We start from the raw sequence: 11539 nt of genomic DNA, 5'->3' as shown, positions 1-11539 counted from the left end.
CGAACAGGTGAGGTACAGGAGCATTCGGCCTCGCCGTTCTTGCCGTCCCGGCCCGGAAGCGCGTAGCTGGGAGACGGCCTACGAGATCTGGCGCCGTGGCCGTGAGGACCGGACGGAGGAACTGGGTGAGGATCCCCGTGCTCTTCGGAGCGTTGGCGGCCGCGATGGTGTTGTGCGGGTGCGGTGCCTCGCAGGCGCGTCAGGACGGGGCGACCCGGGCGGGCCGCGCCTTCGAGGAGGCCCTCGCCTCCGGCGCGTACGGCGCGGCGTGCGCGCTGCTCGCGCCGGAGAGCCGCGAGCAGCTGGAGGAGGACGAGAAGCAGCCGTGCGCACGGGCGTTGCCCTCGCAGGACCTGCCCCGGGGCGAGGGCGCGTCGAGCGTGGACGTCTACGGCCGGCAGGCGCTGCTCCGGCTGGGCGGCGAGACGCTGTTCCTGTCGCAGTTCGACGACGGGTGGCGGGTGACCGCCGCCGGATGCGTGCCGGAGGGCGGCGACGAGCCGTACCGCTGCGCACTGAAGGGGGCGTGACCGTGCGGACCGTGTTCACCGTGTGCGTGCTGACCGTCGTGGGAGGCCTCGCGTACTTCACCGCGATCGGGATGATGCACCGATGACGGCCCGCCGGGACCGCGAGGGCTTCTGGCGGTCGAACAGCCTCACCCTCTGTTTCGGGGCCGCCTTCCTGATCGTGCTCGGCGCGCAGGCCGTCGCCGGGCGTGCGGAGTTCAACGAGCAGCTCGCCCTCGAAGGGCTGCAGCAGGTCGGCTTCGGCGACTATCTGATGTCCTCGGACTTCGCCGTCGACGTCACCGAGAACTGGCAGTCGGAGTTCCTCCAGTTCTTCCTGTACATCTTCGGCACGGTCTATCTGCTCCAGCGCGGCTCGCCCGAGTCCAAGCCCCTGGACAGGGTGGGTACGGAGAGCGAACGCGACCAGCGGATGGGCGACCACGCGAAGGCGGACTCGCCCCGGTGGGCGAGCACCAAGGACTGGCGGCAGGCCCTGTACTCCCGGTCGCTCGGCCTGGTCATGGCCGCCTTCTTCCTGCTGTCCTGGCTGGCGCAGTCGGTCTCGGGCGTCGCCGCCTACGACGAGCTGCGGCTGCGGCAGCTCCAGACGCCGATCCCCTGGCGCTCCTATCTGGCCTCGTCCGACTTCTGGAGCCGGTCCCTGCAGAACTGGCAGTCGGAGTTGCTGGCCGTGGCCTCGATGGCGGTCCTCTCCGTGTACCTGCGCCAGCGCGGCTCACCGGAGTCGAAGCCCGTCGGCGCCACGCACGAGGCCACGGGCGTGGAGGGGTGACGGGCGGCGGGGCGGAGGAGTGACGGGCGGGCGTCGGCGGCGGGGCGCCCGGAGGCCCGGACCGCTGCCCGGGCAGGAGGGGAAGGGCCCGGACAGCGGCACCCGGCCCCTGCCCGGTCGGGCGGGGTCCACTCGTGCCGGCACCCCGGCGGTGCGAACCGTCGGGGTGCCGGTGGTGCGCCGGGGCGCGTGGTCCTTCGTCCCACGGCCCGCGGCGGGGTCGTTCCGCGGGGTCAGGTCTCGTCGGGGCGCTGGTCGGGAGGGGTTCCGCCGCCCTCGCCGCCGCCCTTCTCCCCCTTGTCCGTGCCGTGTGCCGTGCCCCGGCCCTTCTCGTCGGGCCGGTGGGCCTGGCGAGCCTTGAGTTCGGCGAGGTCCTGCGGGGTGGCCGCGCCCTTTCCGCTCCTGCGCTGTTCAGGGCTCTGCGGACCGCTCATGGCTTCTCCTCACGTCGGGTGGACCGGTGTCCTTGCGTACCGGTGCCCTTCTCCTGACGCGTCTCCCCGATCCGGCGGGCGCCATGCCCGTCTCCCCTTCGTCGTCCGTTTCCGTGCCGCTCTCCACAGGTGGGGGGCGGGGTCGTCACCGACGGTGGCGGAGCATGGCCGGCCGCGACGGGGGTAGCGGCGGGGGCAGTACGGACGAGAAGCACCAGGAGCACGAGAGGAGGCGGAGCCATGGCCGACATCCAGGGCTTCGACCCGCGTACGGCGATCGTCACCGGTTCGGACTCGGGCATCGGACGCGCCGTCGCGGTACGGCTCGCGGAGGCGGGGCTCGACGTGGGCATCACGTGGCACACCGACGAGGCGGGCGCGCAGGCCACGGCGGAGGAGGTCCGCGCCCACGGGAGGCGGGCGGCCGTCGCCCGTCTGGACCTGACGGAGCTGCCGGGCGCGGCCGACGTGGTCGACCGGCTCGCGGAGGAGCTGGGCGGGGTCGACGTCCTGGTCAACAACGCCGGCACGGGCACGGCCGAGTCCTTCCTCGACCTGAGCCTGGAGAAGGTCAGGGAGGTGCTCGACGTCGACCTGACGGGCCCGTTCCTGTGCGCCCAGCGCGCCGCCCGCCGGATGATCGACCGGGGGCGCGGGGGCCGCATCGTGCAGATCACCTCGGTGCACGAGCACCAGCCCCGGGTGGGCGCCGGGCCGTACTGCGCGGCCAAGGGCGGCCTCGGGCTGCTCACCCAGGTCATGGCCCTGGAGCTGGGCGAGTACGGCATCACGGTCAACTCCGTCGCGCCCGGTGAGATCGCCACCCCGATGACCGGCCAGGAGGACGAGGACGTCCGGAGCACGTCCCGGCCGGGCGTTCCCCTCGGGCGGCCGGGGGACGCGCGCGAGGTCGCCGCCGTCGTCGCCTTCCTGGCGGGCCCCGACGCGTCGTACGTGACCGGGGCGTCCTGGGCGGTGGACGGCGGGATGCTCCGCATGGGCCCGATGGCCGGCTCGCACCTGACGTCCGACGACTGGCGCAAGCCCTGACCGGCGCTCCCGCCCGTACGGCGGCGGGGGCGTAGGCCGACGGACACACCCGTGCCCCCGCCGTGGACGGCGGGGGCACAGGTCGTTCTACGGCGACGGATGACGGACGACGTACGGGAGCGGGCCGGCCGCGACGGAGCGGTGGTGTCAGTCGCTCCAGCGCAGGACGGCTCCGAGGCCGCCCGCGGGACCCGCCATCTCCTCCGGCACCACGAGGACCTCGGTGCCCGCGGCGACGCAGGCGCGCAGCAGCGCGTCGTCGGCGCGCGCCTCCTCCGGCCGGCCGAAGCCCCATCCCCTGGCCTCGGCACGGCCCGCGGCGATCTCGTCGGGCCCCGGGCCGACCCACACGGGGCGGCTCGCGTCGGGGGCGTCCCGGCCGAGGAGGAGGGTGGCGACCTGGTGCTCCCGGGCGGCGGCGGCCACGGCCGGGATTCCCTCGGCGGCCGGTCCGCGACCGGTGTCGACGGTCGTCTCGCGGTGTTCGCCGGGACGGCCGCGCGCCCTGCGGAAGTCGTCGAGCGCGCTCCGCACCCGTTCCCGGGCGTAGCGGGAGCGGGCCTCCTCGATCTGCCGGTCGAGGAGCTCGGTGGAGGCGCCGGGCGCGCGGCTGCCGTGGTCCACCTCGACGGCGACGCTCCGGAGCCGCTGCGGCAGCCGTTCCCGTACCGCCTTGCGCTCGCGCGCGTCCCCGGCCAGGACCAGGAGGGTGCCGCCGTCCTGCGGGCAGCGCTTGACGAGTTCGCCGGCGATGATGTCGGCCGTCTCCTCCCAGGCGTCCTCGACCTTGTTGCTGTAGTGCCATTCGTACCGGTCCTGCGGGAGGGAGCGGTGTCCGCGGCCCTGCCACTGCTTCCCGTGCGCCTCGCCCAGGTTCCGCGTGCCGCGGGAGTCCCGCAGTTCGAGGTCGGCGCCCGCGCGGTCGATGAGGGCCACCTGGCAGGCGGGTTCGTCGCTCCGCAGGAGCACCAGGGGTGCGATGTGCGGGAGGCTCGTCCACGTGGCCCCGGCGGACGGCGGGGCCGTCGCGAGGGGGAGGTCGAGGACGACCTCGCCCGCCGTCGCGAAGAGGGCGCGTCCGGGCGGCGCGTCGGAGACGGGTTCGGCGGCGAGCCGTTCGGCGACCGCGCGGATCGTGGCCGGTTCGGCGCCCTCGTCGACGAGCTGTCCGGTCACGGCGCGGTGGCGCAGCTGCTGGATCTGCGCCGCGTCCTCGGTGGACCGGCCCGTCTCGACGTAGACGGAGGCCCAGGGGCCGGGGTGTCCCAGGAGCGGTTTCAGGAAGTCGAGGTTCATGGTGTCCCCACGGGGGTCGGTCGGAACGGGCGGGGTCCGGAGGCGGTCAGCGCTCCGTCCCGGGCTCCTCGCGCCGCCCGAACGGTTCGGGTTCGTCCACCGTGGCGTCCGCCCCGGTGTCCACGTGCATCGCGGCCTCCTCGGCCGGCGCGGCCCAGTCGTCCGGGCCGACGTCCCGGGCGACGGTGCGGTTCCCCGTCTCCCTCGGGGTGTCGACGGAGGTGAGGCGGCCCGCCCGGGTGGTGCCGGCCTGCTCGTCGACGGGTTCGCCCGTGCCGCCCGGGAGGTCGCCGATGCTGTCGCCCTCCGGCGGCTGCTGGTCGGGGACCTCCTGGGCGAGCCGGTCGTCGAGCGACTCGCCCTCGCGCTGCTCCCGCTGGGTGGTGCCGTACCGGGTCACCCCTCGCGGGCGCTCGGGGGGCGAGTAGCCGGGGTTGGACATGTCCTCCAGCGGGTCCGTCAGGATCGCGTTGTCCGGATCGAGTTCGTCGGTGGGACGGTTGTCCACGTCGGAGTGGGTGGGCTGGTAGACGTCGTCGCCGCGGGCCTCGTCCGTGTCGGGCTCGTTGCGGTCCATGGGGGGTTTCCTTTCACAGGGTGGAAGTCGTGGTTCGGGAGCCGCCCGCGCGGGCGGGGCGGCTCGGCCCGATACGGTCCGGGAAGCGGCGGGTGCCGGCTCAGTCGGTGGCCAGGATGATCGCGTACGCGAGGAAGAACAGCGCGAACACGATCACGACGGCCCACAGGGCGAGGAGCGGGCCGGTGGCCCATCCCCGTTTGAGCGGCCGGTAGGGCCCGGTCCCCGTTCCCGTCCCGGACTCGGCCGGTGGCGTCTCGCCGGGCGCGATCCCGCCTTCGGCGCCGGGCCCCGGGGCGCCGGTCCTGCCTTCGGCGCCGAGGCCTGGCGCACCGGCTGCGCCCCCGGGGCCGAAGCCGGGTGCGCCGGTGCTGGGTGTGCCGCTGCTGGGCGTACCTGTGCTGGGGGTGCCGGTTCCTCCCCCAGCGCCGAAGCCGGGTGTGTCCCGGGGCTCCGGGTCGGGGTTGCTCGGTCCGGTCATGGCGTCCATCTCCCTCCGGAATCCGGATGTCGCACGGCCGGTACGCGACTACCCGTCCGCGTCGGCCCTATCCGGCGTGCGGCGGGCCGACCGCGCGGCGGGCGGCGCCCGGACCGCCGGTCAGTGGGCGGCGGCTCCGAATTCGGCGTGCTGGGTGCGCAGGGCGAAGTCGGACTCCGCCCCGGGTGGATCGCCGAGCGACAGGCGTCGTGCCTCGGCCGACGCCTCCTGCATCAGGGCGCGGAACTCCTCGTCCGTGAGCCGGTTCCGTTCGCTTTTCGTCCGCTGCTCCGTGCTCCGCACGGCGGGCCTCCTCAAGATCGTTCCGATGACGCTCTCTCGTTCCGGCGACTACCCGGTACGGAGGAGGACAGACAGGTCACGGACGGCGAATTGTCCCCGGTGGCGACCGGTCGTCGGGGGCGTATGGCCGGGCCCGGTCTGGGTAGATGCGGTTCCACCCCTCTGGGAGGGGCCATCGCGACCAGTGGCGAGGACAGGAGCAGGCGATGAACCTCACGGAAGACCCGGCCGCGCGCCGGTCGGCGAACGGAGAGGCGTACCCCGCGTCCGCCGGCCACGACCCCGTGTACGCGGGTACCGGCTCTCCCGAACCGCGGAAGGCTCCGCGGGAGGAGTCCGGAGGCCGGGGAGCCCGCGAGGGCGACATGACCGCGCTGCCGCCCGACCACACCCAGGCGATCCTGGAGACGACGAAGCAGGTCGGAGCCGTCCTGAAGGCACTGGGGTGCCCGTTCGCCCTGGTCGGCGGTGTCGCCGCCTACGCGCACGGCATCCCGGTCCGGCTCCAGCACGACACGGACTTCGCCGTACGGCGGGAGGACGCCGAGGCCGTCACGAACGCGCTGCGGGAGAACGGCATCCGGATCGTCGAGCCGCCCGAGGACTGGCTGGTCAAGGCGCGTTCCGGCGGCGAGGAGATCGACCTGATCTTCTCCCTGGCGGGACAGCCGGTCACGACCGAGCTCCTCGAACGGGCCCAGACGCTCCCGGTGGACTCCGTCCACATGCCGGTGATCGCGCCGACCGACCTCCTGGTCTCCCGGCTGATGGCGTTCTCGGAGCACCACTGTGACTTCGGCACCCTCCTGCCGGTGGCACGCGGACTGCGCGAGCGGGTCGACTGGGCGCGCGTGCGCCAGGAGACCGAGGACGCCCCGATGGCCAAGGCCTTCCTCTACCTCCTGGAACTGCTCCACGTCCTGCCGACCCACGGCCCCGCCGGCCCCGGTCACCCGTAGGTCACCGCACTGCCGGAGGCGGCCCGGCCCATGCCCCGGGGGCCGGACACCGGAGGAAGAAGCCGACGGCGCCGGCGGCCGGGACGCCGTGGTGCGGTCGGGTCAGGCGTGGGGGGCGACGGGGCGCCCCATCCACCAGTTGCCGGCGGCGTCGGGGTCCGAGCTGGTCCAGAACTCGATGACCGCGTCGGTGAACTCGGTGGCCGACAGCGCACCGTCGCCGTTGGTGTCGAGGCGGCGGAACGCCTCGGCCGCGCTCTGCTCGGTCAGCTCAGGGAAGTGCCCGCGCTGGAAGGCGAGGAACTCGGCCGGGCTGATCCGGCCGTCCTGATCGATGTCGGCGATCTGCAGGTAGGTCTCGGCGATCCGGCCGAGGGCGGCCCGCGCGGCCTCCGGGTTCTCGGCGAGCGCACGGGTGGAGGCGATGAACCGCTCCCTGGGGATTCCCCGGCTGCCGGCCGGAAGGAACGGCAGGTGTACCTCCCGCCAGATCGCGGTGTAGGCGTCGACGATCCGACCGGTCTCCGGGGAGCCGTCGGCGTGACCGAGGGCGGCCGCCACCCGGCGGCCCATCTCCACGTGGTCGTCCTCGGTGAGCACACCGGTGCCGTTCACGTCGAGCTGGTCGAACCCTCGCCCGATCTTCGCCGTCAGGAAGTCCTGGCTGGTCATCATCGTTCCTCGCAGGTGGGCACGTGCCGGGAACAAGGTGCGGGAACGCACCCTGCCGCTCGGGCAACGACGAGCGGCCCGAAAGGGAAACGCTCCGCGACCGCCCGGATTCGGGCTTCCCGCCCGGCCCGTCGTGGACGGCCCGGGCGCCCGGTCAGCCGACGCGGAGCGACACGACCTCGTAGGACACCGCCGAGGCGGCGGCCAGGCCGCGGCAGGTGAGTCGGAGGGGCGGGGACCGGTGGGTGTGGACCTCGGCCTCGAAGGCCGAGAGTCCGGCGAGGCGGCCGGTGACGCGGATCCGCCAGCGGTCGCCCTCGCGGACCGTCTCACCGATCGCGTAGTCGTGCCGCCCCGAGGGGCCCGCGTGCCGGAGCACGGCGGACAGGGCGGCCTGCTGGGACGGGACGAGGTCGGTGTACCCGCGCAGGTGGTCCGCGCGGATGCGGTCCGCCAGGTGCCCTTCGACCACGGTCACCGCCGAAGCGGCGTCGAGGTTGCCGTAGTAGACGCCGTCGGGCGCGACGAGGACGTTGGCGGCGAACCGGTCGCCCCCCACGTGCGTGCACTCCCACACCAGCTCCGGCCAGCGGTCGCTCAGCGCGCGCCCCACCGGACGCCCGCGGACGGCGCAGCAGGCGTCGTGCGTGCCGTGGGCGCAGACCAGGAGGACGGGCGGGCGGTCCCGCTCTCCGGGCGAGTCCAGGGCGTCGACGATCTCCACCAGGTCCCCGTCGTTCCGCCAGACGCCCCACTTCTGGCGGTGGGCGCCGTCCCCGTCGTACCGCAGGACGGCCCAGCGCGGCGGGTCGTCCGGCCTGCGGCGCCCGTGGCGCCTGATGAGCAGGATGCGGGCGCGCAGCGCCTGGGCGGCGGCGTACACCCGCGCCTTGACCTCCGGTTCGAGGTCGAGACCGTCGAAGCCGTTGGTCGGCCAGCCGGCCCGGTACTCGACGAGGATCCAGACCGAGCCGTACGGAGCCGTGCCCGCGAGCGCGTCGCCGCGCAGCCGGGCGGCCTCGGCGCAGAAGAAGCGTGCCGGAGCCGTCATCCCGCCCGCTTCACCGCTCGGCGGGCACGAGGACGCCCGCGCGCAGGAGCCGCTCGACGAGGGGGAGGCCGAGGTCGCCGGCGCGATGGACCTCCCCGTCGAGGATCCGGCGCACCGGGGACAGGTCCGTCTCCGGGAGATCGAGCCAGCCGACGCGGGTGGAGAGCCGCCCGCCGTCGAGCCGCGCCTCCAGCGCCTCGCGCAGGCGCACCGGCGTCCCGGTGGAGAGCCCCTCGACGGCCGCGAGCTGCGCCAGCGGGCCCAGCGGGCCGGGGCGCGCCTGGGCGCGGCGGGCGCGGTGGAACAGCGGCTCGGGATCGGCCTCGGCGAGGGCGTCGACGAGACGTCGGCGTACGAGGGCGAGTGCGTCCTCGGGCCCGTCCACGCCCAGGGGGAGGGAGGCGCGCATCTCGGGGTCGTCGCGCAGCAGCGCGAGGGCGGCCCGTGTGAGCTGTTCGGCGAGGGCGTGTCGCGTCCAGGTGTGGACGCCGAGCGTCAGGTGGATCGACACCGCGCCCTGCGCCTCGGCGGCGTGCAGCCAGCCGCGCGGCAGGTAGAGGACGTCGCCGGGCGCGAGCACGGTGTCGAGGTGCGCCTCGCCCCGGGCGGCTTCGGCGACGGCGGCCCGGTGGTCGGTCCAGGGCTGGTCGCGCAGCGGGTCCGGGTGGACGGGCTCGTGGACGATCCAGCGCTTCGTGCCGGCGATCTGCAGGACGAAGACGTCGTGCACGTCGTAGTGGGCGTCGAACCCGCGGTTCTGCGGCGGGGTGACGTAGGCGTTGGCCTGCACCGGATGGCCCAGCTCGGTGCCGAGCCGCGACGCGAAGTCCGTGACCGGCTCCCAGGTGCGCTGCAGCGCCTGCAGGACCAGGGTGGCGCCGTCGGCGAAGCTCCGCCACAGCGCGGTGTCGTCGAGCTGGTCCGCGACCGTCGCGCCGACTCCTCCGGAGGAGGTGAACGACGGCTCGGGGAGGGTGGAGCCGTTCTTGGCGACGCGGAGGAACGGCGTGCGCAGTCCGCGCCGGGAGATCAGCTCGTCCACGGCGGACGCCGAGAACAGGTCGGAGAAGTCACCGGCTCCGCGGGTGAGCAGCGGGGTGCGCCCCCAGACGTCGCGGGCGAACTCCTCGCGGCCGAGGCTCGTCAGACGCGCTTCGAGGACACCGCGGCCGGTGTCGGCGGCGGTGTCCCGAAGCGTCGTGGAGGTCGTGCTCAAACGCCGCGACCGCTCTCGTCGGCCGCGCCGTCGGCGCCTCCGTCGTGGACGCCGGGCTTACCGGCCGCGCCACCGTCCGCGGGACCCTCGGCACCGCCGTCGGCACCACCGTCGTGCACGCCCGGCTTACCGGCCGCACCACCGTCCGCCGGACCCTCGGCACCGCCGTCAGCGCCGCCGTCGTGCACGCCCGGCGTACCCGCCGCACCACCGTCCGCCGGACCCTCGGCACCGCCGTCGGCACCACCGTCGTGCACGCCGGGCTTACCGGCCGCACCACCGTCCGCGGGGCCTTCCTGCTGGTTCGGGTCCTGCTCGGGGTAAGCCATGTTTCCTCCTGAGAATCGGACGACCGGGGATCGGTGGTCCCGCTCGGAACCTCCCAGTACCCCTTACAAGCTCACTCACGCAGCTCGGAGCGGCAACCGGAGCGGAAAGGGGCCCGGAAGGGCGGGAGGAGGGCGTCCGGCGCCGTGGGCAGGCGGGCCCAGGCTGCCGGGAAGCCCTGTTCCGCGTACCGGATGAGGTCCCGGGACATGTGCATGCGCTCCTTCCGCTCCGCCCCGTGGACCGTGCCGGCCCCCCGACGGTCGTCGTCGGGGGGCCGGCACGGTCCACGGTTCACGGGGCGAGCGGTGGCTCCTGCGCCCGGGCGTGTACGTCCGCAGGGGCGGCGCCTCAGGACGCGGGGCGGGCGCTACGCCCCCGCGTCGCCGCCCAGGCTGCGGACGATCGCCGACGAGAAGGCGTCGAGGTCGCCCGGGTTGCGGGAGGTGATCAGGGGGTGGCTCCCGGAGGTGTCGACGACGACCTCCTCGTCCACCCAGGTGGCGCCCGCGTTCTCGAGGTCGGGGCTGAGGGACGGGTACGAGGTCAGTCGGCGTCCCTTGGCCAGCCCGCTGTCCACGAGGAGCCACGGTCCGTGGCAGATGGCGGCCACCGGCCTGCCCGACTCCGCGAAGGCGGAGACGAGACGGCGGGCGTCGTCGTCCGTGCGGAGCTGGTCGGCGTTCACGGTGCCGCCCGGGACGACCACGGCGTCGAATCCGTCCGCGGAGGCCTCGGCGAGCGTCGTGTCCGGCTGGACCACGGAGCCCGGGTCCTTGTCCGAGACGAGGGTCTGGACGCCCTCGTCCTTCTGCGCGGCGACCGTGACGCGGGCTCCCGCCTCGCGGAGGACGGCCACCGGCTTCTCCAGCTCGTCCTGCTCCGTGCCGTAGTTCGTCGTGAGGACGAGAACGTTCTTTCCGTCGAGCGACACTGTGCGTTCCTCTCTGGTGTGGGGTTCCCTCGTCTCCTGCGCCTCACCCTCGCCCGCTTGCCTCAAACCTCACATAGCGCGCAGATGATGCGCGCTAGCCCCTTCCCCTCCCCTTCCCCGCCCTGCGCCGCGCCCAGTGGACGAAAACGCCGAGGACCGCCAGGAGGGTGAGGATCCACACGGCCGCGAAGGCCCGGATGAGCGCCGGGGCCCCGGTGGTCACGGCGAGGACGAGCAGAACGAGAGCCGCGACGGCGAGGGAGGCCATGACGAGGGCCGGCAGACGGCGGCGCACGCCGGCCGACGGGGAGGGGAAGGGCGGAAGCAGGCGGGGCCGTCGTCGCATCGTGCGCAACCGCCGGGCGAGGCGTTCGTCCCGGTCCAGCCGCTCCTCCATCTCCGCGAGGGCACGCCACTCACGTTCCGAGAGCCGGACTTCTCCCATCGCGGGCACCTCCTCCGGGCGACGTTCCCACCGCGAGGCCGCGCGACCGACGCGTTCTTACCGTTCGCGCCGCCCCCACCGTCCGCGTCATCCGTTCGCGACTACCCCGAAAATCGTGTCAAACCCCCCGAAACGGGCATTCTCTTGAGAGGAAGCTCGACAGAAGGACCCCCTCCGCCACCTTTGTACGGCAGCGGCGCAGGCCCATCGCCACCGTCGAAGGAGCCTCATGTCCACCGTCCGAAACAGCTCCATCCGCCCCCTGGCGGCCGATCCGGCTTCCGATCCGGAGGTCGCCGGGAATCCGGGGGCTTCGATGCGCCGGGCGGCGCTGGACGGACTGCCCGAGCTGACCCGGCCCACCACCGTCTCCACCGACGACGCCCAGCAGCTTTCCGCCGCCCTCCTCACCCGCCTGACCGCACTCGAAGAGGGCACCCCCGAACACGCCTACGTCCGCAACACCCTCGTCGAGCTCAACCTCAGCCT

General features: G+C 74.2%; 16 protein-coding genes and 1 pseudogene. 6 read left to right on the top strand and 11 right to left on the bottom strand.

Annotated features, from left to right (window positions below; genetic code table 11):
- Positions 1–125: 125 nt before the first annotated feature.
- Both ACIP5O_RS25530 and ACIP5O_RS25525 read left to right on the top strand, forming a co-directional pair.
- Complete coding sequence (locus ACIP5O_RS25530) at positions 126–530, top strand: hypothetical protein (RefSeq protein WP_401297015.1); 405 nt, start codon at positions 126–128, stop codon at positions 528–530.
- A gap of 82 nt (positions 531–612) precedes the next feature.
- Positions 613–1305, top strand: a complete 693-nt coding sequence (locus tag ACIP5O_RS25525) for a DUF6766 family protein (RefSeq protein ID WP_401297014.1) — start codon at positions 613–615, stop codon at positions 1303–1305.
- Between the two features lie 233 nt (positions 1306–1538).
- Here ACIP5O_RS25525 and ACIP5O_RS25520 read toward each other — a convergent pair whose 3' ends face one another.
- A complete protein-coding gene (locus ACIP5O_RS25520; protein ID WP_401297013.1) occupies positions 1539–1739 on the bottom strand; it encodes a hypothetical protein in 201 nt (66 codons plus the stop codon).
- Positions 1740–1979: 240 nt separating this feature from the next.
- Here ACIP5O_RS25520 and ACIP5O_RS25515 point away from each other — a divergent pair, with 240 nt between their 5' ends.
- Positions 1980–2789: an SDR family oxidoreductase gene (locus ACIP5O_RS25515; RefSeq protein WP_401297011.1), complete on the top strand. Its 810-nt coding sequence runs from the start codon at positions 1980–1982 to the stop codon at positions 2787–2789.
- Positions 2790–2936: 147 nt separating this feature from the next.
- Here the strand turns inward: ACIP5O_RS25515 and ACIP5O_RS25510 are convergent, their stop codons facing one another.
- The 4 genes from ACIP5O_RS25510 to ACIP5O_RS25495 all read right to left on the bottom strand — a co-directional run bounded on the left by ACIP5O_RS25510 (position 2937) and on the right by ACIP5O_RS25495 (position 5446).
- Entirely contained in the window at positions 2937–4085 is a 1149-nt protein-coding gene (locus ACIP5O_RS25510) for a hypothetical protein (RefSeq protein ID WP_401297009.1), read from the bottom strand.
- A 46-nt stretch (positions 4086–4131) separates the two neighbouring features.
- Positions 4132–4662 (bottom strand): DUF5709 domain-containing protein, encoded by a 531-nt coding sequence (locus ACIP5O_RS25505; protein ID WP_401297007.1) that lies wholly within the window; start codon positions 4660–4662, stop codon positions 4132–4134.
- 100 nt (positions 4663–4762) lie between these two features.
- A complete protein-coding gene (locus ACIP5O_RS25500; RefSeq protein ID WP_401297005.1) occupies positions 4763–5143 on the bottom strand; it encodes a DUF6480 family protein in 381 nt (126 codons plus the stop codon).
- Positions 5144–5263: 120 nt separating this feature from the next.
- On the bottom strand, positions 5264–5446 hold the full coding sequence (locus ACIP5O_RS25495) for a hypothetical protein (protein WP_401297004.1): 183 nt from the start codon (positions 5444–5446) through the stop codon (positions 5264–5266).
- Between the two features lie 206 nt (positions 5447–5652).
- Between ACIP5O_RS25495 and ACIP5O_RS25490 the strand changes: the two genes are divergently transcribed.
- On the top strand, positions 5653–6405 hold the full coding sequence (locus ACIP5O_RS25490) for a nucleotidyltransferase family protein (RefSeq protein ID WP_401297002.1): 753 nt from the start codon (positions 5653–5655) through the stop codon (positions 6403–6405).
- A 102-nt stretch (positions 6406–6507) separates the two neighbouring features.
- Here ACIP5O_RS25490 and ACIP5O_RS25485 read toward each other — a convergent pair whose 3' ends face one another.
- From ACIP5O_RS25485 to ACIP5O_RS25475, 3 genes are all read right to left on the bottom strand, one after another.
- Positions 6508–7077, bottom strand: coding sequence for an EF-hand domain-containing protein (locus ACIP5O_RS25485; RefSeq protein WP_401297000.1), 570 nt, complete (start codon positions 7075–7077; stop codon positions 6508–6510).
- Positions 7078–7231: 154 nt separating this feature from the next.
- Positions 7232–8128, bottom strand: coding sequence for a sucrase ferredoxin (locus ACIP5O_RS25480; RefSeq protein ID WP_401296998.1), 897 nt, complete (start codon positions 8126–8128; stop codon positions 7232–7234).
- A 10-nt stretch (positions 8129–8138) separates the two neighbouring features.
- Positions 8139–9344 carry a cupin domain-containing protein gene (locus ACIP5O_RS25475; protein ID WP_401296994.1) on the bottom strand — a complete coding sequence of 402 codons (1206 nt, stop codon included), beginning with the start codon at positions 9342–9344 and terminating at the stop codon, positions 8139–8141.
- Positions 9345–9388: 44 nt separating this feature from the next.
- On the opposite strand from ACIP5O_RS25475, the gene ACIP5O_RS25470 reads away from it, so the two are divergent.
- Positions 9389–9685 (top strand): hypothetical protein, encoded by a 297-nt coding sequence (locus ACIP5O_RS25470; protein WP_401296992.1) that lies wholly within the window; start codon positions 9389–9391, stop codon positions 9683–9685.
- A 59-nt stretch (positions 9686–9744) separates the two neighbouring features.
- On the opposite strand, the gene ACIP5O_RS25465 is transcribed toward ACIP5O_RS25470, so the two are convergent.
- The 3 genes from ACIP5O_RS25465 to ACIP5O_RS25455 all read right to left on the bottom strand — a co-directional run bounded on the left by ACIP5O_RS25465 (position 9745) and on the right by ACIP5O_RS25455 (position 11050).
- Positions 9745–9882, bottom strand: a complete 138-nt coding sequence (locus ACIP5O_RS25465) for a hypothetical protein (RefSeq protein ID WP_401296990.1) — start codon at positions 9880–9882, stop codon at positions 9745–9747.
- Positions 9883–10041: 159 nt separating this feature from the next.
- On the bottom strand, positions 10042–10605 hold the full coding sequence (locus ACIP5O_RS25460; protein WP_401296989.1) for a type 1 glutamine amidotransferase domain-containing protein: 564 nt from the start codon (positions 10603–10605) through the stop codon (positions 10042–10044).
- Positions 10606–10699: 94 nt separating this feature from the next.
- On the bottom strand, positions 10700–11050 hold the full coding sequence (locus ACIP5O_RS25455) for a hypothetical protein (protein WP_401296987.1): 351 nt from the start codon (positions 11048–11050) through the stop codon (positions 10700–10702).
- A 229-nt stretch (positions 11051–11279) separates the two neighbouring features.
- Between ACIP5O_RS25455 and ACIP5O_RS25450 the strand changes: the two are divergent.
- Positions 11280–11539 (top strand): annotated as a pseudogene (locus tag ACIP5O_RS25450) (RNA polymerase sigma factor SigF); the annotation flags it as partial.

The organism is Streptomyces sp. NPDC088915 (genome assembly GCF_044749825.1).
GTDB lineage: Bacteria > Actinomycetota > Actinomycetes > Streptomycetales > Streptomycetaceae > Streptomyces.
This window is presented reverse-complemented; position numbering and strand designations above follow the sequence as displayed.